19 protein-coding genes are annotated in these 22688 nt (G+C 38.2%); 6 read left to right on the top strand and 13 right to left on the bottom strand.

Features of this window, described 5'->3' with window-relative positions:
• Nucleotides 1-7: 7 nt before the first annotated feature.
• From ABD930_RS17720 to dusB, 3 genes are all read right to left on the bottom strand, one after another.
• Nucleotides 8-1867 carry an ABC-F family ATP-binding cassette domain-containing protein gene (locus tag ABD930_RS17720; RefSeq protein WP_345233707.1) on the bottom strand — a complete coding sequence of 620 codons (1860 nt, stop codon included), beginning with the start codon at nt 1865-1867 and terminating at the stop codon, nt 8-10.
• A 169-nt stretch (nt 1868-2036) separates the two neighbouring features.
• The gene (gene apaG / locus ABD930_RS17715; protein ID WP_345233705.1) at nt 2037-2423 is read right to left on the bottom strand and encodes a Co2+/Mg2+ efflux protein ApaG; all 387 of its coding nucleotides are present in this window, start codon (nt 2421-2423) and stop codon (nt 2037-2039) included.
• 34 nt (nt 2424-2457) lie between these two features.
• Nucleotides 2458-3450: a tRNA dihydrouridine synthase DusB gene (gene dusB, locus ABD930_RS17710; RefSeq protein WP_345233703.1), complete on the bottom strand. Its 993-nt coding sequence runs from the start codon at nt 3448-3450 to the stop codon at nt 2458-2460.
• 46 nt (nt 3451-3496) lie between these two features.
• On the opposite strand from dusB, the gene ABD930_RS17705 reads away from it, so the two are divergent.
• Together ABD930_RS17705 and ABD930_RS17700 are read left to right on the top strand one after the other, a co-directional pair.
• The gene (locus ABD930_RS17705; protein WP_345233701.1) at nt 3497-4453 is read left to right on the top strand and encodes a CPBP family intramembrane glutamic endopeptidase; all 957 of its coding nucleotides are present in this window, start codon (nt 3497-3499) and stop codon (nt 4451-4453) included.
• Nucleotides 4454-4470: 17 nt separating this feature from the next.
• A complete protein-coding gene (locus ABD930_RS17700; RefSeq protein ID WP_345233699.1) occupies nt 4471-5271 on the top strand; it encodes a phosphatidate cytidylyltransferase in 801 nt (266 codons plus the stop codon).
• Nucleotides 5272-5345: 74 nt separating this feature from the next.
• On the opposite strand, the gene hisS is transcribed toward ABD930_RS17700, so the two are convergent.
• Nucleotides 5346-6722, bottom strand: coding sequence for a histidine--tRNA ligase (hisS, locus tag ABD930_RS17695; protein WP_345233697.1), 1377 nt, complete (start codon nt 6720-6722; stop codon nt 5346-5348).
• Between the two features lie 69 nt (nt 6723-6791).
• On the opposite strand from hisS, the gene ABD930_RS17690 reads away from it, so the two are divergent.
• Nucleotides 6792-7331 carry a DUF2911 domain-containing protein gene (locus ABD930_RS17690; RefSeq protein ID WP_345233695.1) on the top strand — a complete coding sequence of 180 codons (540 nt, stop codon included), beginning with the start codon at nt 6792-6794 and terminating at the stop codon, nt 7329-7331.
• A gap of 472 nt (nt 7332-7803) precedes the next feature.
• Nucleotides 7804-8277, top strand: coding sequence for an Lrp/AsnC ligand binding domain-containing protein (locus tag ABD930_RS17685; RefSeq protein ID WP_345233693.1), 474 nt, complete (start codon nt 7804-7806; stop codon nt 8275-8277).
• Between the two features lie 386 nt (nt 8278-8663).
• Here the strand turns inward: ABD930_RS17685 and ABD930_RS17680 are convergent, their stop codons facing one another.
• The 3 genes from ABD930_RS17680 to ABD930_RS17670 form a co-directional block, all read right to left on the bottom strand.
• A complete protein-coding gene (locus tag ABD930_RS17680; protein ID WP_345233691.1) occupies nt 8664-9647 on the bottom strand; it encodes a pyruvate dehydrogenase complex E1 component subunit beta in 984 nt (327 codons plus the stop codon).
• Nucleotides 9648-9731: 84 nt separating this feature from the next.
• Nucleotides 9732-12620: a PD-(D/E)XK nuclease family protein gene (locus ABD930_RS17675; protein ID WP_345233689.1), complete on the bottom strand. Its 2889-nt coding sequence runs from the start codon at nt 12618-12620 to the stop codon at nt 9732-9734.
• A gap of 15 nt (nt 12621-12635) precedes the next feature.
• Nucleotides 12636-16004, bottom strand: a complete 3369-nt coding sequence (locus ABD930_RS17670) for a UvrD-helicase domain-containing protein (protein WP_345233687.1) — start codon at nt 16002-16004, stop codon at nt 12636-12638.
• Between the two features lie 148 nt (nt 16005-16152).
• On the opposite strand from ABD930_RS17670, the gene ABD930_RS17665 reads away from it, so the two are divergent.
• A complete protein-coding gene (locus tag ABD930_RS17665; RefSeq protein WP_345233685.1) occupies nt 16153-16644 on the top strand; it encodes a thioredoxin family protein in 492 nt (163 codons plus the stop codon).
• 3 nt (nt 16645-16647) lie between these two features.
• On the opposite strand, the gene ABD930_RS17660 is transcribed toward ABD930_RS17665, so the two are convergent.
• The gene (locus ABD930_RS17660; RefSeq protein ID WP_345233683.1) at nt 16648-17451 is read right to left on the bottom strand and encodes a DUF4197 domain-containing protein; all 804 of its coding nucleotides are present in this window, start codon (nt 17449-17451) and stop codon (nt 16648-16650) included.
• A 320-nt stretch (nt 17452-17771) separates the two neighbouring features.
• On the opposite strand from ABD930_RS17660, the gene ABD930_RS17655 reads away from it, so the two are divergent.
• Nucleotides 17772-18932, top strand: a complete 1161-nt coding sequence (locus ABD930_RS17655) for an ATP-binding protein (protein WP_345233681.1) — start codon at nt 17772-17774, stop codon at nt 18930-18932.
• Nucleotides 18933-19657: 725 nt separating this feature from the next.
• Here ABD930_RS17655 and ABD930_RS17650 read toward each other — a convergent pair.
• From ABD930_RS17650 to ABD930_RS17630, 5 genes are all read right to left on the bottom strand, one after another.
• Nucleotides 19658-20143: a hypothetical protein gene (locus tag ABD930_RS17650; RefSeq protein WP_345233679.1), complete on the bottom strand. Its 486-nt coding sequence runs from the start codon at nt 20141-20143 to the stop codon at nt 19658-19660.
• Between the two features lie 52 nt (nt 20144-20195).
• Nucleotides 20196-20567, bottom strand: coding sequence for a GtrA family protein (locus ABD930_RS17645; RefSeq protein WP_345233677.1), 372 nt, complete (start codon nt 20565-20567; stop codon nt 20196-20198).
• Nucleotides 20568-20648: 81 nt separating this feature from the next.
• Nucleotides 20649-21032, bottom strand: a complete 384-nt coding sequence (locus ABD930_RS17640; RefSeq protein ID WP_345233675.1) for a hypothetical protein — start codon at nt 21030-21032, stop codon at nt 20649-20651.
• A gap of 195 nt (nt 21033-21227) precedes the next feature.
• Nucleotides 21228-21713 carry a hypothetical protein gene (locus tag ABD930_RS17635; RefSeq protein WP_345233673.1) on the bottom strand — a complete coding sequence of 162 codons (486 nt, stop codon included), beginning with the start codon at nt 21711-21713 and terminating at the stop codon, nt 21228-21230.
• Nucleotides 21714-21727: 14 nt separating this feature from the next.
• On the bottom strand, nt 21728-22591 hold the full coding sequence (locus ABD930_RS17630) for a hypothetical protein (protein WP_345233671.1): 864 nt from the start codon (nt 22589-22591) through the stop codon (nt 21728-21730).
• Nucleotides 22592-22688: the final 97 nt, after the last annotated feature.

The raw sequence follows: 22688 nt of genomic DNA, 5'->3' as shown, positions 1-22688 counted from the left end.
TGAAACGCTAAATTAATTCTGCTAAGGTTAGCCAGCGATTGCTCTTTTGGTCTAACGTTGTTGTTAATTGTTCGATTTCTTTAGACAGATCTATTAATAATTGATGATCCGTCGTTTGATTCATTTCTTTGGTTTTATTTTTAATTTGAGCTTCTATAGTATTGATCTCCTGCTCCAGTTGTTCATATTCTATTTTTTCTTTGAAACTTATTTTCTTTTTATCTAGCGTTCTGTCTTTTTTTTCAATTATCGTTTTTTCCGGTATTTCTTTGAACAGATTCTTTTTAGTCTCTTCCGTTAACCTATAGTCAGAATAATTGCCGTTATATATGGTAATCGGTTTTCCTTTTTCAAATATAAATAGTTGATTGGTCAGTTTATCCAATAAGAAGCGATCATGTGAAACTAATACTAAAACTCCGGGAAAGTCCATCAGAAAATGTTCGAGTATATTTAAGGTATCAATATCCAAATCATTGGTGGGTTCGTCTAAGATGAGAAAGTTTGGATTATCCATTAAGATGCGCATGAGCTGCAAACGCTTCTTTTCTCCCCCACTTAATTTTTCAATCAAACCAAATTGCTTTTCTGGTGGAAATAAAAAATGGGTTAAGAGTTGAGAAGCAGAAATGGTTTCCCCTTTTTCCATAATAATGTATTCCGCTACTTCTTTAACAGCATCGATTACGCGTTGATTCGTTTGAAAAGGGAAACCGCCTTGTTTGTAATAACCTATTTTTGTTGTTTCACCTAAAATGATTTGTCCCTGATCGGGTTTGATTTCTTGCGTAATTAAATTTAGAAAAGTGGTCTTTCCACTACCATTCTTTCCTGCTAGTCCAATTCGATCACCCTTTTTAAATATATAAGAAAAATTATTGATATAGTTTAATCCGTGGTAAGCTTTGGAGAGATGATGGATTTCGGCTATTTTATTTCCTTGTCTACTTACTTTTACATTCAAATCTAAAGAAGCGGTTGAAGCGCTATTTTTTGTCTTTTCTTCTAAGTCATAAAAAGCATCTATGCGGGCTTTAGATTTGGTTCCTCTTGCCTGTGGTTGACGGCGCATCCATTCCAATTCCTTTCGAAGGAGATTTTTATTTTTCTCCAAAGTAGAAGCATCCATTAACGCACGTTCTGCCTTTTTTTCTAGAAAATAGCTGTAGTTCCCTTTATAGGTATAGAGTTTTCCTTGATGTAACTCTTTGATCTCTGTACAGACATTATCCAAAAAATAGCGATCGTGTGTGACAAGTAGTAATGTTTTTTGGCCACTGATTAACATTTTTTCTAACCATTCAATAGTCTCAATATCCAGATGGTTGGTTGGTTCATCCAATATATAAATATCGGGATCATCTATGAGAAGTTTAGCTAAGGCTAATCTTTTTTTCTGTCCACCGGAAAGATTGGCAATTTTTTGTTCAAAGTCAATAATATCAAATCGCGTTAATATTGTTTTAATTTTTTGTTCAATATTCCACGCATCGGTTACTGTCATTTGATCAATCAACTTTTCTAGTTTTTGTTGATCGGGATTTGGACTATGAATCATAGACTCATAAGCTCTGATGAGTTGCTGAACGGCATCATTTAGGGTATAAATGAAGTCGGCTATTGTCAATAATCCGGTGAAATCGGGTTCCTGGTCGAGGTAACCGACTTTGATATCTTTTGAAAAAACAACATTTCCTTCTTGCGGTATAATTTTACTAGCAATAATTTTTAATAAGGTAGATTTTCCCGTTCCGTTTATTCCGACAAGCGCAATCCTGTCTCCCTTTTGTAAACCAAAAGTTAAATCTTTAAAGAGCCATTTATCGCTGAATGTATGGCCTAAATTCTCTGTGGATAGTATACTCACCTTGTTTCCGTTTGTTTTTATGCTCTATACCTTATTTGCTTGTTTTGCCGTATCTATTTCTAGGAAAAATATTTCTTTATTTAGTTATAAATAGTTGATATTCAATAATTTGATTTTAAATATCACCTATTTTTATCACAAGTTTTCCTTTAAAAATTGAAGAATTTTGTTAGTTCAACTTATGTTCCGGAATGAGGTAAAATTTGGGTATGGTTACATCAAATAGTACACCATCTACTTCCCGAAGCATTTGATAAGATCCTTCCATACTGCCCATATCACTTTTTAAATTGCATCCAGAAACGTACTCATAAAACTCACCGGGATCAATGACGGGTTGTTGACCTACTACACCCTCTCCTTCTACTTCGCGATGTGTTCCATTAGAATCAAAAATATACCAATGTCTTCGAAGTAATTGGACACTATAATCCCCAATATTCTCTATGGTAATTCGATAAGCAAACATAAAATGCTCGTTCTCTGGATTGGAATATTCCGGCTGATATATTGCTTCTACAGAAACTTTAACACCTGCTGTTATTTCAGTAACCATAGTTTTAAATTTTGTGGTAAGATAGGAATTATTACTACGCGACTTCTTCAAAAGTTGAAGAAATCTCATCTAATACTTCGTCTATCTCTATAACGTTTAATAAGCTAACTAATTTCATCCGATATTCTTTAAAATTTGGAATACCTTTAAAATAGTTTGCATAATGTCTTCTCATTTCAAATATGCCCGTTTTTTCTCCTTTCCATTCAATGGATTTGTGAAGATGTATTCGGCAATTATGCACTCGCTCTTGTATGGTAGGGCCTTCTAAATAGGTTCCTGTTTCAAAGAAATGTTTGATCTCCCGGAAAATCCAAGGATAGCCTATGGCAGCTCTTCCAATCATAATGCCATCCACTTCATATTCCATTCGCCAAGCGGCAGCTTTCTCCACACTGTCAACATCGCCGTTTCCGAAAATAGGAATGGTGATTCGGGGGTTTCGCTTAACTTGTTTAATCAAAGACCAATCGGCTTGACCCTTATAGAGTTGGGCTCTTGTACGTCCATGAATACTAAGGGCTTGTATTCCTATATCTTGTAGCCGTTCTGCTACTTCGTAAATGTTCTTGGTATGATCATCCCATCCTAATCTTGTTTTGACAGTGACCGGTAAATGTGTAGCCTTTATAACAGCCTTAGTCATAGCTACCATTTTATCAATATCCTGTAATAAACTAGCCCCTGCACCTCTGCAAGCAACGTTTTTCACCGGACAACCATAATTAATATCAATAAGATCGGGCTTAGCCAATGTAGCTATTTCCGTAGCTTCTTGCATACTTCGAATATCACTACCGAATATCTGAATACCTATTGGTCGCTCATATTCAAAAATATCTAACTTTTGTTTGCTTTTGGCCGCATGTCGTATCAATCCTTCAGAGGAGATAAATTCGGTATACATTAAGTCTGCACCATTTTTCTTACACACATAACGAAAAGGAGGATCACTAACATCTTCCATGGGTGCAAGTAATAACGGAAATTCTCCTAAATCAATATTATTTCCAATCTTAACAGACATTGCCTATATTCATCCCAAAATTAACAATTGGCAAAAGTACAAAATTTTGAATGCAACTGCACATAATCGGCCTGATAACCATCCAAGTATCACTTTTCTTTACTTGCTTCTTACCGTTTTTATCGGTGCCTTTGTTTTCGGTTTTATTGGTTTAGGTGTAGGATTATTGGTTTATGGGGGATATGCGTTTCAAATCTTCGCTTCGGGATTTAGTGATTTAAACGAAAAGGCACTGAATTTACTAAGTATTATACAAATTTTTTCTGCATTGGGAACCTTTGTTATCCCAGCATTATTATTAAATCGGATTGAGCGTAGAAGAAAACCGCTTTTTAACTTACAGGTTAAAGCAGATTGGAGGCTATATGCCTTGGTGGTTTTATTGATGTTTGTTTATGCTCCATTTTTTGAATGGACAATTGTCCTTAATGAGCAGTTAAAATTACCTGATGCGTTACATGGTGTAGAACAATGGATGCGTGCCAAAGAAGATCAAACAGGAGTCATTACCAATGCCTTATTGTCCAGACCATCAATAGGGGCGTTTATAACTAACCTATTTATGGTAGGTATATTGGCTGCAGTAGGTGAAGAATTCATCTTTAGGGGATGTCTTCAACAAATATTAATCAACTGGTTGGGCAAACCCCATTTGGCTATTTGGTTAACGGCAATCGTTTTCAGTGCCATTCATATTCAGTTTTTTGGCTTTTTGCCACGAATGCTCATCGGTGCTTTATGTGGTTATCTCTACTTTTATGGCAGAAGGATTTGGTTACCCATATTAGCCCATTTTATAAACAACGCGACTGCTATTGTCATCGCATTTTACCTTACTAGGCAGGGGAAGCCGTTAGACTATTGGGAATATAAATCGGAAGAGTGGCCGATGGCTGTTGCCAGCGTCGTTTTAGGTACTATCCTGCTTTTACTTTACCGGTCTATTGCCCATAATCGAAAAACGAATGGAAATGCTGGTATAGAGCAAAACAATTTACGCTAACATAAAAATAACGCTAAATGAAAACCCGAGCGATAACTGGATTTTTCTTTGTACTCGTATTATTGGCAGCCGTTCTTTTTAGCGCTTATGCCTTCAGCATCTTTTTTCTAATCGTGGCCTTATTGAGTCAGGCGGAATTTTATAAAATGATTACGTCAGATCAAATTAAACCTCAGGTAATTGGTGGTCTTGTACTGGGAGCCGTTGTTTTTAGCCTTTCCATCATGGTTACTTTATTTGCTATTCCGTCTAAGCTGCTGTTGTTAGTAATTCCGTTTGCAATAGGGATATATCTGCTTGAGCTTTACAAAAAAAATACACATCCTTTTTTAAATATTGCACTGACTTTTTTCGGACTTATTTATGCCGTATTGCCTTTTATATTTTTCTATAAACTCGGATTTTTAATGCAAGATTACCAGTATAGTTATCCCTTATCGTTCTTACTTCTTTTATGGACAAATGATACTGGTGCCTACTTGGTTGGTAAACAATTTGGAAAACATAAGTTATTCGAAAGACATTCGCCAAAGAAAACGTGGGAAGGTTTTATTGGAGGTCTTGTTTTAAGTGTATTGGTTGCTATTGTTATTCACCATTACTTTGGGGGGTTAACAGTATTTCAATGGATAGGTGTAGGTTTGATTATATCCATTTTCGGAACAATGGGCGACTTAACCGAATCGATGCTCAAGCGAAGTTTACAAGTAAAAGATTCTGGGTCCCTATTACCAGGACATGGTGGCCTTTTAGATCGTTTTGATGGTCTTTTAGTTGCTGCGCCATTGGTTTATGTGTTTTTGAAGTTGTTGATATAAGGTATAAACTTTAAGTGATAGACATCAGACAAAAGTATCTTGATACTTCTGTCTTGATACCTGCTACTCATCATTTACTTAAGCAGTTGTTCCAATAAATCTTTTTCTGTTAAGCGCTGCTGTTCACCTGACTTCATATTTTTTAACGTAAAAAAGTTTTGCGTAGCTTCTTCTTCACCAATTAAAACTACGTATGGAATTTTTTTTGCATCAGCATACGACAGCTGTTTTTTTAATTTCACCGGAGCGGGATAATATTCGGCAGCGATGTTTTCTTTTCGTATTTTTTGGACTAAAGCTAGTGCCATGGGCTCGAAAGCAGCATCGAAATTTGTAATCAGCACGCGCGTGCTTTTGTTGGTATAGGCCGGAAATAGATTCAGTTCGGATAATACATCATAAATTCGGTCGGCACCGAAAGATATACCTACACCCGTTAATCCTTTTAATCCAAACATACCGGTTAAATCATCATATCTTCCGCCACCACCGATACTGCCCATAACAACCTCATTGGTTTTTACTTCAAAAATGCTTCCTGTATAATAGTTTAATCCGCGAGCCAAGGTAATATCAATATCTACGAAATCCAGTGCATGAGCATCTAAGAGCTGGACATAAGTTAATACAGATTCCAATTCTTCAATACCTTTTTTCCCTATTTCGGACGATGAGAGGACTTCTTTTAGTATTGCCAGCTTAGCTGCTCGTGTTCCGGAGAGCTTTATTATCGGCTCTAGCGTATCCATATCTTCTTCTGTGAAACCTTTTACGTATAATTCTTTGGTCACGCCATCAAAGCCTATTTTATCCAATTTATCGATCGCAACCGTCATGCTGACTAATAGTTCCGGTTTACCGATGATTTCTGCTATTCCTGCGAGAATCTTTCGATTATTCAATTTAATGGTAAAATCGCTTAGACCCAACGTGCTAAGCGCTTCGGTATACATTAAGATAAATTCTGCTTCGTTCAGTAAACTTTCCGATCCAACAACGTCAACATCACATTGATAAAACTCGCGGTATCTTCCCTTTTGTGGCCGATCAGCCCGCCAAACCGGTTGTATTTGAAAACGCTTAAAAGGTAGCGTAATGTTTTGCTGATGCATCACGACATATCGGGCAAAAGGGACAGTAAGATCGTATCTCAAGGCCTTTTCTGAAAATAAGGAAGCCAATAGGTTTGCTGAAGAAGCCTCATATTTTTCTCTACTAACAGGGGCTTTGAAATCACCTGAATTGAGAATCTTGAAAATAAGTTTATCGCCCTCTTCTCCATATTTACCGGTTAAGGTTTGTAAGTTTTCAAAGGAAGGTGTTTGAATTTCTTGATAACCATATTTTTTAAAAACACGCTTTATTGTATCAAAGATAAAATTACGCTTCTCCATCTCTTCAGGAGAAAAATCACGTGTGCCTTTAGCAAGTGATGGTTTTACTTGTGCCATGGGGCAAACTTAGAAAAATTTAGTGTAATTTTAGGAGTATAAATGGGTGCAATAAAACAAAAAAGCCCTATGAAGAGTTCATCTATAAAAAAGGAAATGAAAAGTCTATACGCATGTTGTATGTTCTTGTTTTTTATTGTTCTAGGAGCAAATGCACAACAAGACAAAAGTAAGCGAGCTAGTCCGCCAGATAGTTTAAGTGTAACTACCACTAATGGCGTTACGATAACGATTAATTATAGCCGGCCCTATGTTAAAGGACGTATTGTAGGCCAGGATATTGCGCCCATTGGCAAAGTATGGCGAACAGGAGCCAATGAAGCGACAACTTTTTCCGTGAACAAAGATGTTACCATTGAAGGAAAAGCGTTGAAGGCAGGGAAATATAGCTTACATAGCATTCCTGGGGATACACAAACCACATTGATCTTTAATAAAGTGTGGAAAAAATGGGGATTGGATTACGATGAAAAAGAAGATGCTTTACGGGTAGATGCACCTACTATTGAAGATAGCCATTCGGTAGAACAATTTACGATAACTGCCGATAAAGATGGATTGGTGCAACTGCTATGGGGAACTTATAAAATACCATTTCATGTAAAATAGCGGAATAGTGTTTAGCCGTTAATGGTTTAAGGGATTATGTAGAAAAAGCATAATCCCTTTTTCTATTTTTTGTTTCTCTGGTTCTATTTATTCAAAATAATTCCAATTTTATTCTTTATAAAGAGAAAAAACTGCTTATTTTTGATAAAATTATTAAAATACAGGCTTTCGATTAAAAATTATACATTTATTAAGGGTAAAATGAGGAATCGGATAGTAATTTTAAAAAAAGAAGAAGCTCCTTTGGGAGAGGAGCTTCAACGCTAACCAATTATAAACCTATATTAAACTGAGGGGCAATGTTGTGACAAAAGTTTGAATAATTTCGAATCGCTTTTTCTAAAATTTATTCCCTTTTGTTTGATACAAACATAATAAAACTTATTATTGCTTGCAAAATTTATAATAAAAAAATTCATTTTTATAAAAATTACAAAATAAAAGCTTAAAAATTTATAAATATCAAAAAATCATGGAAAAAAAGTCTCAATTTTTAGAACTTGATAACCTAGATACGCAAATTTTATCCATTTTGATGAATGATGCGTCGGTTCCGTACACAGAAATTGCTAAAAAACTAGTAGTTTCGGGCGGAACTATACATGTTCGCATGAAAAAAATGGAAGAATTAGGGATTATAAGAGGATCTAATCTAATTATTAACCCTCAATCTATAGGATTTGATATATGTGCGTTCTTAGGTATATATTTAGAAAAGGGTTCTCAGTATAAAACAGCTGTTGAACAACTAAAACAGGTAAAAGAAGTAGTAGAATTACATTATTGTACTGGTCAATATAGCATGTTTGCAAAAATTATATGTAGAGATACTAATCATTTAAGGCATGTTTTGAATGAAGATATCCAAGCAATCAAAGGAATTGCACGAACTGAGACCATAATTTCGTTAGAAGAGAGTATAAAGAGGCAAATTTCTTTAGTTTGACGTTTGTTTTTATAAAAAAAATAGAAAAATGGGATTTTTAATATATTTTTTATTTTTCTATGTTATGTTCGTTTTTAATTGGGAGCTGTATCAAGTCCGGGGTTAAAAATTTAAGCAGGACGACATCGTTTTTGGTCGTTTTTCGTTTTTTTGCGGACCTTTCCATGAAATGGAAAAGTTAGCGTTCTTTTGAAAATAAATAAATTGGTAATGAAACCACGATTAGCATGGGTTGCTTAGAAATTAGAAAACAAGTAGTGCCTGAATAAAAAGAAAAATAGCCATAAGCTACAGGATAATTAAACCAATGAGGGATTAATAAAAAAACCTACCTTTTTAATCAAGGTAGGTTTTTTATTTCGTATTGGATATGTCTGGATCGAAGCTTATTTTGCGTAAGATACTTCTTTTACCGCATTCACAATCTTTTTTATGTTTGGAAGAGCTGCTTCTATTAAGGTTGGTGCGTAAGGTAGGGGCACATCAGCCGAAGTAACACGGGTAATGGGGGCATCTAAGTAGTCAAAAGCATTCTTCTGAACATTAAAGGAAATTTCAGAAGAAATAGAAGCTAGTGGCCAAGCTTCTTCTACAATAACTAATCGATTCGTTTTTTTAACGGATTCAATAACCGTTGCATAATCGATCGGTCTTACCGTCCTCAAATCAATCAGATCTACAGAAATACCTTCTTTTTCCAGTTCTTGTACGGCAGGAATAACCACTCTAGGGATCATTTTTCCAAAAGAAACGATTGTCACATCAGTACCTTCCTGTATTTTATGGGCTTTTCCGATTTCCAGGTAATACTCCTCTTCCGGAACTTCTCCTTTATCACCATACATCACCTCAGATTCCATAAAAATTACAGGATCGGGATCTAAGATCGCTTGTTTTAACAGGCCTTTAGCGTCATACGGATTAGAAGGGACAACCACTTTTAAACCAGGACAGTTAGCATACCAATTTTCGAAGTTTTGGGAATGTTGCGCTGCGAGTTGGCCCGCATTTCCTGTTGGCCCCCTAAAAACAATGGGGCAAGAATATTGGCCCCCGCTCATGGAGTGGATTTTTGCTGCGCCGTTAATTACCTGATCTATTGCAACCAAGGAAAAATTGAACGTCATAAACTCCACGATTGGTTTTAGACCTTTCATAGCTGCGCCAATGGCAATACCGGCGAAGCCTAGTTCGGCAATTGGTGTATCGATAATGCGTTTGGCTCCGAATTCTTCTAACATACCTTGGCTTACTTTATAAGCACCGTTATATTCAGCAACTTCTTCGCCCATCAAGAAAATTTTCTCGTCTTTGCGCATTTCTTCGTTCATTGCCTCACGAAGTGCTTCTCTGAACTGTATTTCTCTCATCAGATATAAGTATAGTAATGTAAATCTAAATTTGTACGCAAAAGTACTTTAAAAAACTGAAAATATGAAGTAATACCCACGATATTAACTTTCTAATGATGTGTCTGGGAACCCATAAGCCCGGAAAAACTCTTGGTAAAGGTCATGATACGGTAAAATCATATCCGGACGGTGTTGGAAGGGAATATCAGGGTTGAAAAGCTCTTGTAGCGTTTCGCGCAATTGTTCGATAAAAACCGCTTTTAAGGCGTTTAGTTTTTCGCCCCTTAACGGCTGTTGGTCGCTTTGAAAGAAAGAGCCTTCATTGTTTAGTTTTCTTACGGTATACAAATGGGGTTCAACATTCTGTTTCCCACTTTTTTGTTCATAGATAAAGGTATAAAACAAGGTTTGTATTAACGCTTTATTATATTTTGGATCCTTTGGATCGAATAGATTCTCGGTATTTCGCATATAAGTCAACCCATCACTTCCCGTTTTATAGTCGACAATCCTAACGATTCCCTCTCGTTGATCAATTCTATCGATAATACCTTGGAGTTTTACCCATCTTTCTTCTCCGTTTACCTGAATAGGAAAATCGACCACATAGTCCTCATTATTTTCCAGCTCCAATAATTCAAAAGGACAGGCTGCAACATCTGTCTTCAAAATAATGTGGGCGTAGTCTTCTACAATTTGTAAAATGATCTTCTCGATGCTATTCGTTTTTTCGGGTTTTAGATAGTCCTTATCATGATATACAACGATTGAAAGTGCTTTTAAACAAAGCGAAGGAAGAGCAGGTCGTTTGTCCTTTATCCGTTCGGCCGTTATCCAAGCACTTTCTACTTTGAGTTCTTCATAGAACCATTGCATCACTTGGTGTACGATGGAACCGATTTTATTGACTTGAAAATCTTCGGCTAGTACTTCAGGTTCTTGGATACGTGCCACATGCTTGAAGAAAAATAATAAAGGAGACTGAATATAGTTGGTTAATGCTGTGGCCGAAATTTTTAATCCACCTTGATCTAAATAGGCGGCTAATGTTTCCGCTACCCGACCTGTTTTAGGGATGGTTAACGGAAGGGGTTGTTTTGCACTTTTTGTTTCCTGCTGCTGCTTAAGAGTCGAACAACTAAAATTGCTTTCAAAGGCCAGTTGTTTTACAAAACGGGTAACTTCTCCGGTACTGTTATCATCGACCAAATGATTATAAACAACATGAAGTTTTTTGGTGCGCTGCAGGAGGCGATAAAATAGATAGGCCGAAAGTGCTTCCTGATTTTCCAACACGGGAAGTCCGTAAGCCCTCCGAATAGCATCCGGGATGTAGGTGTTTCCGAAACTTCTTTTAGGAAGCATACCATCGTTTGCTCCCAATAGATAGATCTCCTCAAAATCCAGGTTCCGACTTTCTAGTAAGCCCATGATCTGAATACCCTTTAGTGGATCACCCTCTATAGCGGCATTGACCTGAAAAAGATGCCTTCGAATCAATGTGATCAGAAACCGAATGTCGGCTTGTTGTAACGAACGATGTTGTTGTATGCTATCAAATAAATGATTGAGTTCTTGTAACGTAGACGTTAATAAACTGGCTTCTATTAGGGTAAGTTGTTTGCTTTCTTTTCTGTGGTTAAATATGCGTCTCAGCAGTTCTTCCAAGGCCCTGATTAGCAAGAGCGGTTCGTCCTGCTTTTTAAAAAAAGAGGCCACGTGTGTATACTTTTGTAAAGCAAGGTTCGGCACTTGTACATAGTGGTGCTCTTGAATATCTTGTAAAAGCTGTTCTTTTTCCGATAAAGGAAGCATCACCAATGGATGGCTTACATAGCTTTCGATAGCCTGATAAGCGATGGTATCGGATTTAGTTTCGTGGTAATTTGTTTGGGTTTTCAGCCAAAGATCTATGAACCCAAATAAGGGTGATTGACTGAGCGGAAAGCCCATGGTGATATTGCTGGTCAGTTGTTCAGGAATGCTTTGCAGGGTTGGAATAAGTAGTGACTCATCCGCCAACAAGATGGCAATGGATTTTTCTGTAGGTACCTGTGGCAATAGAGAATGCAGCACTTTCGCTTGGGCGGTAAAACCGGAAGCTTCCACAAGATTAATAGCATTTGTTTTGGATTTCAAGTGATCTGGAAATGGCCCGAGCGCGTTTTTTAATTGCCAACGATTCCGATTTTTGCGAATGAAATAACCCGCCTCCTGTAGGTTGTCTTCCACATAGTACGCATCAGCATCGAAATAGAATAAAGCCTTTCCCTGTTCCTGCCAATAGTTAAATAAGGTACCTTCTGCATTATTTATGGCATTGAACCCGATAAAAATCAATTGTTTGAACGAAGCGGTTAAAGAAGAGCCAGTGGTTAAATCAGTTGCCATACTGCGGTATATTCCTGCGAGTGTTGTCCATCCCTGTTCGTGGAGTGACCTTGTAAAATCGACATATAAACGAGGCATAATTTTCCACAGCTGAATAAATTTTTCTCGTAGTTGGAGTTGGCCATATTGGTGAAAAGATTTCCAGAAGGATTCAAGAAAGGTAACCTGTTCTGCTGTTAGAAATTGAAATTGTTTCTCGATTTCGGCTAAATCATGAATTTCTTGATAAATAGCCCCTGGATCAACGAGATCATAATCCAATTGTGCAAAGTCGCTGAGAATGGTTTCTGCGATCGGGAAAAAGCGATCGATGTTCAACGGTTCTTGCTGCTGTTCTGTTAAAAGCTGAACATAGCATTCGTGCAAACAGACAATCTGACTGATTTTATCGGCCTCGAGCAATGGACTTCCCGCTTTAAAAAAATCCTGTATAGTAAAAAACGACGGACTCCAAATAGGCTTTTGCAGTATTTCTGCGAGGTATTGCTTGAAATAAAGTTCAGGGCGTTTGTTATTAAAAATTAGGGCCAGATCCTTCAAGTCGTCTCCAAAACGACTAACTAAGTCTAAAGCAACTTCTTTCAAAAAAGGAAGCGTCATGTAGGTTACCATTTATTATTGAACAGCAATTAATTTATCAAAAAAGGCATAGTATACATATCCCCTCACTTGGGGATAACCCATTTCCAGCAAGAGCTGTCGGTACTCCTTAACCTGCAAGAGATGGTCTTTGTTGATGAGCTCATCATTTTTTTTGCCAGTAAATTTAAAGTCTAAAATCAGGGTTTCCGTTGCGCCTAGAAATACCTTATCTGGCCGTAGAATCTTCCCTTGAGCCGTGATAATGCTTTTTTCACTTAAAGGTTGGTAGCGGTCGCTAAAGAAAAGTTTCAATTCGGGGTTATCAAAGATGCGTTGCAAGCGTTCCGTCAAAGAATGTATTTCTTCGGCTTTGATTAAGCCTTCTGCCTGCAATTGGCTTAGGCAACGGGTTATTGCGGTAGGGTCATTGAGTTTCGATAGCGCTTCGTGCAAAATCAAACCCAAGCGAATATTGGGATCTTCTTCTCCCAGAAGGAGTAATTCTGTTTTAATTTTTTGGCTATCCAGCGCTTGATTAAGGTGCCCGCTGACGGGATATTGGGTCAGGCTCCAAACCCAAGAATGCGCGTTTACTTTTCCTATACGAAGCTTATTTTTTTCGCTCTTTTCTACGGTCGAGTGTCTCTGTTGTTGAAAAGGAGTTTCATGTGCTGGAAAGCGGATGCCGTCTTCGTAGGGTATTTGCAAATCGCCATGAAAGCGCTGCAGAACTTGCAAAAGGACATCGGCGATGAGGGTTGGTGTTTGGTTTGCATCCGGTAGGGTGATATACAATTCTTTTATAGTACGGGTAGTGGCAACATAAAGCATATTTAATGCATCGAGGTAATTAAATAGCATTTCTTCGTAATAAGCCTTATATAAAAAAGACTTTCCTATTTTATGCGCGTTGTATTTTACTGGCACCGCTTGCAAAATTTCATAAGGTGTATCGGCAGTATTCACCCAAAAATCCCTTAAATGAGTTGCATCCAAATTCCAGGAGCAAAAAGGAATCATGACGACATCAAAGGCCAGTCCCTTCGATTTATGAATGGTCAGGATTTCTATCGCATTGCTCCCCTCTCCTGCAGGAAGTGCTTTTTTAACCCCTTCTTCCTCCCAGTAGTTTAAAAAGGCAGGAATACCTTGTTCACCAAGGGCAGAAAAACGTTCAATTAAATCTTTAAAGGCCAAGAGATAAGGAATATCGCTGGTATTGTTGGTCAAGCCATAACCTTGAATAAGGAGTTCCACCAATTCACTTAAGGGCCTCAATTGCATGCTTTCCCATTGCTCTCTTATGACCTTGGGTAAGGTATTCCCCCAGTCGGCAATAGCAGGCTTATTTGCCAAGTCAAACCATATTTTCGGGTCAAGGAGAAAGGGTTCTTCTTCCTTTTGGTGGAAAAGGTAGAGGCAGGTTGCTTTATATATAGCTGCATCGTTCGTTGCTGTCATCATTGCGCGTAAACTACTGATAACCAACTTTACGGCACGATTATTAGCCAATAATAGTGCTTCTCCAGAGATTACGTTAAAGCGCTGGTCTGTTGCTAAGCCTTGTTGGATCGATAAGAGGTGTTCAATCACGTCCTGTGCCTCTTGATTGGTCCTAACCAAGATACCAATTTGGCCGGGAAGGTATTTTCCTGTGCTAAGCCATTGTAAAACGGTATCGCCCATTTGGTGAAGCGCTAGTTCTTTTGTCTGCTTCTGGCGAGAACTTCGATTTCCCTTTTCCAGCGGGAGCACGTTAACCGTTACTTGGCCTCCCCTATTCGTATCGCTTTTGTGTACGGGCTTTTGTTGAAAGCTGGTTTGATAGGCATTTATAAGTTGTTGATCATAACCATGACGCAGCCACCAATCTTCATAAGCCTCATCTCCAATCCCTTTTCTCACCTTATCGTTCAATTCCTCTTGAAGCCATTGGGGGGCGTATTGATAGAGGAAGTTGTTAAAATCGATAATATTATCTAGGCTGCGATAATTTTCCTGTAAGCTATATTCTTGGATATGGTGTTCTCCTAAATCGCGAGCCACCTGTCTATCTAATAAAGTCCAATCACCACTTCGCCAACGGTAAATGCTTTGCTTAATATCGCCTACGATGAGGTGTTGCGCTAGCGGTTCATCAGGGGCGCTTTCGGCTAACATGTTCGTTAGAAGGGGTACGAAATTGCTCCACTGACTGGAGGATGTATCCTGAAATTCATCAAATAACAAGTGTTTAAAATGTGTACCAACCTTTTCCCAGATAAAAGAGGTGTTGGCCGTCCCTGTTTTATTAATTTCACGTAAGAGGCTCTGGGATTCACTGATCAGCATTACGCCATTTTCTTCCCGATAATCACGCAGCAAGCTACTCATTTCTTGTAGGAGATTCAAGTAGTAGATATTCTCTTTCAGGGCCAGGGCGAGGAAATACGGTGGCGCCTGTGTTTCATAGTATTCCTTTACCTTTTTTAGATGAGCATTTAATGCGTCATAAAGGACCTGCATCGGAGGACTCATGCTTTTTTGCCATTTCTCGGGGGCATCTATATACGGAAGCAGTTTCTGGTAAACCGCAACAGGATCGTCGATCTCCTGTAAATCGGCCAGTTTCGGAATAAAGTTCCGCGATTTACCGTTAAAATCCGTAACATCTACGGGATGGGCATCGTAAATGCTTTTCGCGGTAGACAGCAAGCTTTTTAGGGTTGTTTCAAAGCTTTTTATTTCTTCTTTATTGAGTTCATCAATGGTTTCAAAAACCGTTAAGCGATCTTCTTCTTTTAGTGCTTTAATGGCATCATGAAAGGGTTGATAGCGTTCTTTGAACAATTCATTCGCCAGTTCCAGCAAAGTATGGGTATAATTCCATGTTTTTCCTTGTTCAATTTGCTCGCGCGCATAGCGGATAATCCACTGCAGTAAGTCGGGACGGTCGTTCAACACCTTGTTTAACCGTACAGATAGATCCTTCTTCACTTTATCCAGGTTCATTTCGAGTCGGTAGGATGACCCAATTTCCAGTTCATAGCTAAAGCTTCGGATAATTTTCTGTACAAAGCCGTCAATGGTTGTTACACTGAATAAGCTATAATGATGGAGAATCTGGCGGTAGATTTGCCTCGCTCGTAGGCTAATTTCTGCTGCGTTGAGGTTAGGATAAAGACTTAAAATCAGGTCTTTATAGGCATGATGCGTATCTTTATCAAGGGCAAGATTTTCCAGTACACTAAGTATCCGGTGTTTCATTTCGGCGGTGGCCTTATTCGTGAACGTTAAGGCTAGGACTTGCGAAAAACTGGTATTACCTTTGAAGAGCAAAGCGATATAGTGAGCCGTTAAACTGAACGTTTTTCCGGAGCCGGCAGACGCTTTTACTATTTTTACTGGAGGTACGCTGAACATATTATTGAATAATTTTACCTTTGCCTATCGGCTGATGAGGGTTTGGTAATTTATCAAACTTAGCTAAATCGCAGCTTATATACAATATAAATAGCCGGTCTGCATGTAGCAAGATTAAGGCGTTCATTCATCATTAATACCGGGCAATATGATCAAGCAGGTTTTAGGTACATTAGGTGTTTTTTTAGTGATTTTGCAGGCTTTCGGACAAGAGAAGAAGCCGTTATATAACCCTTCGGCGAATGCAAAACAAGATATTGCGGCAGCCGTTCATTTAGCCAAACAAGAAAAAAAGCATGTCCTGTTACAGATTGGTGGTAACTGGTGTGTATGGTGTTTGCGATTTAACGAGCTTGTGACCACAAATGACACGTTAAGCCGTTTTTTAAAAGCAAACTATGAAGTTGTGCATGTGAATTACAGCAAAGAAAACAAGAATGAAGCTGTTTTAGCCGACTTGGGTTTCCCACAGCGCTTCGGTTTTCCGGTATTTGTAGTATTAGATGCCGATGGCAAGCGCATCCATACCCAAAATAGCGCTTATTTGGAAGAAGGTAAGGGGCACAGTCCGAAGAAAGTGTTGGAGTTTTTAGAAAACTGGTCGCCAAAGGCACTAGACCCTAAGCGCTATGTAAAATAGTTCTTATTCCTTTTTTTCGTCAGCATAGCCAAATACTTTTTGCAAAAGCGAAGTTGTTCGGCTACCACCGAGGTTATTGCGAATTTTGAGTTCTTGTTCGGCAACTTGATGAAATAAACCGTCAATGGCCTTTTGTGTGACATAGCTATTTAGATCTGTTTCCATTTTATCTTTTACCAAAGGAATTTTATTATAGCCCGAAGCCACATCGGTCCAATATTTTGCTACATCCAGTTTTTCAAGGTTTTGGATGACAATCGGTTTAAATTTGCTGGTCAGCTCTTCACTTGTTTGTGTTTTAAAATAGTTCGTTGCCGCATCTTCTTTTCCGCTGAGCAGAATGTTGGATGCATCCTTCACCGTTAGCTCTTTTAGTGCATTAACAAAGACGGGCCCTGCTTCTTTTACTGCCGATTCTGCGGCACGGTTCATACGGGTAACCAATTGATCACTTACGGAGCTCAGGCCAATTGCTTTTAAAGCGCTTTCTGCTTTCTGCACTTGTGGAGGAAGTAGAATCTTAACCGCTTGGTTGCCGAGGAAACCATCAGTTTTGGCTAGGCTTTGAATGCTTTGTTGCAAGCCATTGCTGAGTGCCTCTTTAATACCCAATGAAATTTCGCTACTGGCGGGAGCCGTTTGGTTGCTGTTATTACGCTGCGTTTGCGTAGTTGTGTCGGCACTTTTCGCTTTGGTGGTATCTCCTTTTAAAGCTTTGAGGATATTGCCCCATTGCGCATTGGCCGAAGGAATAAACAGCATACTTAAACTGACAAGTAACGTAGAGAGGAGCGCTATTTTTTTCATTTTTTTATATTAAGAATAATCTACCTATGGACAAGTATAATGAATATATTTTTGATGAGCAATTTGGAGATAAGTAATATTATGATTCACCATTCTTATGTATAAGGATAATATGAAAGATTATTCCGGGCTCCATGGCGACTTTTAAAAGTTTGTGTTCGGATATTCCAAAGTTTGTGTTCGGATATTCCAAAGTTTGTGTTCGGATATTCCAAAGTTTGTGTTCAGATATTTCAAAGTTTGTGTTCAGATATTTCAAAGTTTGTGTTCAGATATTTCAAAGTTTGCCTATCTTTGATAGAAAATTAGATAGATTGAATATGTCTGAATTGATTAAGAGAACGATCGCTAAGGAGATAAGAAAACGGATTAAACAATACCCGATATTGGCAATAACGGGGCCACGGCAATCTGGCAAAACTACCTTACTTAAAACCTTGTTTCCCGATTATGGATATGTGTCTCTTGAAAACCCAGATCATCGGTCTTTTGCCCAGGAAGATCCTAACAGCTTTCTTCAACAATATGCTAATAAAACCATATTGGATGAAGTTCAACGAGTACCTGAATTGTTTTCCTATTTGCAAACAACGGTGGATAAATCCGGGCAAATGGGGCAATACATCCTTTCAGGATCTCAAAATTTTCACTTACTTAAGCACATTACGCAGTCATTGGCAGGGCGCGTAGCGCTTTTCCGGCTCTTACCCCTGGATACGCAAGAATTAGCGCAAGCTAAAAAATTGCCTGCTAATTATTTAGAGGCCTGTATTCAAGGAGGATATCCTGCCATTTATCATAGAGGTTTAGATCCGACAGATTTTTATGCCAACTACATCCGTACATATATTGAAAAGGATGTGACAGAATTAATCAATATTCGTGATATAAACAGTTTTAGAACGTTCCTGGGTTTGTGTGCTGCAAGAGCAGGGCAACTTTTGAATTTGACCGCGCTGGCTAATGATTGCAATATTTCTCAACCTACAGCAAAGGCTTGGCTAGCCGTATTAGAAAGTAGTTATCTTGTGTTCTCACTCTATCCTTATCATGACAACTTTAATAAACGCTTAGTGAAAACACCTAAACTGTATTTTTATGATGTTGGTTTGTTGACTCATTTATTACAAATTCGTGAGCCTGAAGAATTGGTCATTAATAGACACAAGGGAAATATATTTGAGAATTTCGTAATTGCCAATTTCCAAAAGGTTAATGAGCATCGATATCAGCATCTCAATTATTATTTTTGGCAAGATCACAATGGGCTGGAAATAGACCTGTTGCTTAAAACTGCAAATGCCTTTGACGTGTATGAGGCCAAATCTACTCAGACATTAAGCGGAGGCCTATTTAAAAATCTGCAACACTTTATGGAGTTGGTGGAACCGCAATCTGTTCGTCCCTATCTAGTTTATGGTGGTGATCAACCGTTAGTTCGCAGCAATGTACAGGTATTGCCCTGGAAAATGCTTGAGTGATTGAGGATACCGAGTGTTGATTTCCATAAGGGATATTCGTTTTTAGATCGAACTGGAAGATAAAAGGAATAAAATTGCTGGCGAAAAGTTGCGGCAGTCGACGTTGAGGGAAGCTTAATGTATCTAATTGCGATACAGGGATAAAACTTTTCCGTTCGGAGAAGCGTTGCTGCGGTATTACTTTAATTTGGCCCCGATTGACATCAGCTAACTTCCGTACGGAAATGTCATTAATGCTACCGGCAATGCATCATATCCGTTTGCCTAAAGATTGATTCCGTACGGGAAATACATAAGTCTGTACGGAATTACAGCACGTTCAACCAACATGATCCTTGTGTCGTATGGCAATGTGCTATATCCATGGGAGTTTATTGCTTCCCCATATGGGTTTAGCACAAATCCATATGGAGAAGCAACAAACCCATTCATCATTCATACATTTCCTTTGGTAATAGCAATTCGTCCATCCGGTAGTAGCGCTATTACAGACGGATTACGTGTAGCCCCAAGCAGCAACGTCTTTGTTTCATAGGTTATGGTTATAAATCCCAACGGAATACATACAACTCCGTTCGTCGATACGGTGTATGCAAACGAAGTAGAGACAAATTAATACGGAAAAACCATGAATTGTAATCGGCTTTATTCAGATATTTCAATGGAACAACAATCTCTTTCGATTGGACTTTCTTATCATCTACTGCTATTGGGTGCCGAATATTTCAATAGGTGAGGAAATAAGCACTTGCTGTTTTACCAGTACCCTTTTGTATGAAAAGGTCAAACGCTTTTATGCTTTGTCCATCTACATACATGTACATTAGCTGGCCGGAACTAAAAACGACGGCATATATATGGTCTTGTATGTGGGTGTCAAACGGAATTTGTTGTTGTGGATTTAATTGGTTGTACGGAATTATCTTCGTGTTAATGGTGTCATATAATACGCCATATTTTCTTTTAATTTCATCTAGGTGTTTTTTGAGCATCTTTTTTCGCTTTCGTCGTTGTTTGGTGTCTAAATTACCGGATGCTGGCTGGAAGTCCGTATGTTTCACCATTATTTTATTGGTATCGAAAGAGTTGTTAGTCAATACCTCATTCAGAAAGGATGTTATGGTAGCCATTTCTTTTGCTTCTTGTGCAAAACCCATTTTAAACCATAAGGTAAATATAAAAAGGGTTATAATTTCGCTTTTTCTTTTCATAGCGATAGCCACTGAGATTTTTCAAAGGACAAGGTTGCCATATAATATCCCGTTAGCTAAAAGTAATAAAATTATTGGCGAAAAAGTTCCAACAACAGACGATCACGATCGCACAAAGTTTGCTGGTATAGAAGCCCTGTTTTGCCTGGTTGTGACAAATGTAAAGAATACCGGTATTGAGCAGCAGACCGGCGATGCTGACAGCAGCAAAAAGTGACAGCTGATCAAAAACCCGCGGGTCAGTACTGTGGAATGTCCAGCTGCGGTTGAGCAGGTAATTGCTACCTAAGGCTATGGCAAAGCCCAGGGCATTTGCCAGAAGCCCATTACAGCGAAGTTTTTCCTTAAGTAGGTAAGTAATGCTGAAATCGAGGATCAACCCAAGAAATCCTACCAGACCGAATTTAATGAATTTTGCAAGCATCCATTAACAGTTCTTCAGATTGCGGAATAAATAATATTATCAACGGGACAATTACCCATTTCGATTTGTTTTTCCTGTCGTCTACATGGCATCTTCATCTTTTTGTAGCTTGAAAGGCGAATAGTGATCCCGCTTAATCGGTATGGAGACATCGTCCAATGTTTTTGGCAATTCTGTTGCATTTTCCTCGAAAAGACTACGTTTAATTACCCGGTATGGGTCGTATTTTGAAATGGCGTATTGATTGCGATCAAAAGGCAAAATAGTATTAAAGTAGTCGTAGAACATTTGCTCTTTTTTTGTTTCCGGCAGTTGTATCTTGTCATTCATATATTTCAGGTATTGCACTGGATTTTCCTTAATTTTTTTGACTTGCGCCAGATATACGGTATATGCAGAATTGCGTTTTGTGCTGTAACGGAAAGCGTTTCTTTTAGCAAACGTTTCGAATTTCTCGTATTCCATCTTTTTGTAAACTAGCTGGCTAATTTCTATGCAAGGGTATCTTTGGGCTGGGAAAACACTCCTTTAAATGAAAGTAGCAATATGCTATTAAGACGATATGTTTCATGATCGTGTTGTTATTGTATTTTACTATAATATTCCCCAGATCCCTTCTGAAGTCATTGCATAAACTGATATTACGTTGCTGAATATTTTTCAATAGGTGAGGAAATAAGCACTTGCTGTTTTACCTGTACCCTTTTGTATGAAAAGCTCAAACGCTTTTATGCTTTGTCCATCTACATACATGTACATTATCTTTCCGGGACTAAAAACGACGGCATATACATGGTCTCGTATATGGACATCAAACGGAATTTGTTGTTGTGGATCTAATTGGTCATACGGAACTATCTTCGTGTTAACGGCGTCATATAATACGCCATATTTTTTTTTCATTTCGGCCAAATGTTTTTTGAGCATCTTTTTCCGCTTCCGTCGTTGTTTGGTGTCCAAATTAGCGGATGCCGGCTGGAAGTCCATATATTTCACCATTATTTTATTGGTATCAAAAGAACGGTTCGTCAATACATCATTCAGAAAGGATGTTATGGTAGCCCTTTCCTTTGCTTCTTGTGCGAAGTCTATTTTAAACCAAAAAATAAATATAAAAAGGGTAATAATTTTTCTTGTTCTTTTCATAAAGATAAAACGAATTAATTACATGTACCGGTCTTCTGGGGAGAATTCCCTCCACTCATATTTCTCGTTACACCTGTTGGTAAAGTTAATGTCCTTATATCTTCCCCTAAATCGCCAGGGTTGTGGCCATTGAATGTTCCTACTACAAAATTATAGGATCCTTTAGTTTTGGGCAAGGTAATACCGGCTTTTTTTGCTACTTCAATTGCGAAATCCGTACAATTAAAATTATTTAAATCGTAAGTTTGTGGGTAATTTTTAATATACGAAATCACATTTGTTAATTCTGCCGTTGTCATCATTTTAGTTAAACTAACATGATATAATGTCGTACTATTATCATGGATCTCCGAATTTTGAGATCCTATTAATGAAGCCATTGGAGAATCTGGATAGAAACCCAAATACCGTTTAATTCCATTCTGTTCAATCCCTATAAAAGTATGCCCAACTTCGTTAGGACCGTGTACATTCCTAGTATTTGGATTTGGTTGTTGAACAAATATAGTAAATTTTGCTGTTTGAGTTTTATTGAAACATTTTAGTTCTTGTGTAGGATCAACTTGATTACCTTTGAAAGGTATCGTTATTGTTGGAGCCCCATAAGGTGGTGGGATGTTTGATGACCCGCTACCTGAGCCATATGATGACCCACTACCGGAACCCGATCCGCCACCGCCAGGACAACTGTGGCCCATATATGTGTATGTGATCTGAATAGGACAAGAACCTTGCCAGATGATTGTTTGATAAAAATCCACTGTGCAGTCTTCGGCAAGCCCTTCTGGAACTCCAACAACATTAACGCTTGGTGGATCACATGAGGAACTAGTAGTATTGGTTTTTGTTAGTGCAATATTTTTCTGAAAATTTTTCACTAGTGTCCGGGAAAAATAAAAAGGAGCAGTAGAAATTAATCGAACTGCTCCGAGATTTATACTTTTGAGTTACGACACAAAAAAGTATGAACAAAAG

It is taken from the genome of Olivibacter ginsenosidimutans (assembly GCF_039542865.1).
GTDB lineage: Bacteria > Bacteroidota > Bacteroidia > Sphingobacteriales > Sphingobacteriaceae > Olivibacter > Olivibacter ginsenosidimutans.
The sequence above is the reverse complement of the archived record's forward strand: the minus strand, read 5'-3'. Positions and strand labels throughout refer to the sequence as shown.

Bases quoted from the DNA above. Each gene is read 5' to 3' on its own strand.
- apaG (WP_345233705.1), bottom strand. From the start codon at position 2,423: ATGGTTACTGAAATAACAGCAGGTGTTAAAGTTTCTGTAGAAGCAATA.
- ABD930_RS17690 (WP_345233695.1), top strand. From the start codon at position 6,792: ATGAAGAGTTCATCTATAAAAAAGGAAATGAAAAGTCTATACGCATGT.
- ABD930_RS17635 (WP_345233673.1), bottom strand. From the start codon at position 21,713: ATGAAAAGAACAAGAAAAATTATTACCCTTTTTATATTTATTTTTTGG.
- ABD930_RS17700 (WP_345233699.1), top strand. From the start codon at position 4,471: ATGAAAACCCGAGCGATAACTGGATTTTTCTTTGTACTCGTATTATTG.
- ABD930_RS17650 (WP_345233679.1), bottom strand. From the start codon at position 20,143: ATGAAAAGAAAAAGCGAAATTATAACCCTTTTTATATTTACCTTATGG.
- ABD930_RS17655 (WP_345233681.1), top strand. From the start codon at position 17,772: ATGTCTGAATTGATTAAGAGAACGATCGCTAAGGAGATAAGAAAACGG.
- ABD930_RS17660 (WP_345233683.1), bottom strand. From the start codon at position 17,451: ATGAAAAAAATAGCGCTCCTCTCTACGTTACTTGTCAGTTTAAGTATG.
- ABD930_RS17685 (WP_345233693.1), top strand. From the start codon at position 7,804: ATGGAAAAAAAGTCTCAATTTTTAGAACTTGATAACCTAGATACGCAA.
- dusB (WP_345233703.1), bottom strand. From the start codon at position 3,450: ATGTCTGTTAAGATTGGAAATAATATTGATTTAGGAGAATTTCCGTTA.
- ABD930_RS17640 (WP_345233675.1), bottom strand. From the start codon at position 21,032: ATGGAATACGAGAAATTCGAAACGTTTGCTAAAAGAAACGCTTTCCGT.
- ABD930_RS17670 (WP_345233687.1), bottom strand. From the start codon at position 16,004: ATGTTCAGCGTACCTCCAGTAAAAATAGTAAAAGCGTCTGCCGGCTCC.
- hisS (WP_345233697.1), bottom strand. From the start codon at position 6,722: ATGGCACAAGTAAAACCATCACTTGCTAAAGGCACACGTGATTTTTCT.
- ABD930_RS17645 (WP_345233677.1), bottom strand. From the start codon at position 20,567: ATGCTTGCAAAATTCATTAAATTCGGTCTGGTAGGATTTCTTGGGTTG.
- ABD930_RS17675 (WP_345233689.1), bottom strand. From the start codon at position 12,620: ATGACGCTTCCTTTTTTGAAAGAAGTTGCTTTAGACTTAGTTAGTCGT.
- ABD930_RS17680 (WP_345233691.1), bottom strand. From the start codon at position 9,647: ATGAGAGAAATACAGTTCAGAGAAGCACTTCGTGAGGCAATGAACGAA.
- ABD930_RS17665 (WP_345233685.1), top strand. From the start codon at position 16,153: ATGATCAAGCAGGTTTTAGGTACATTAGGTGTTTTTTTAGTGATTTTG.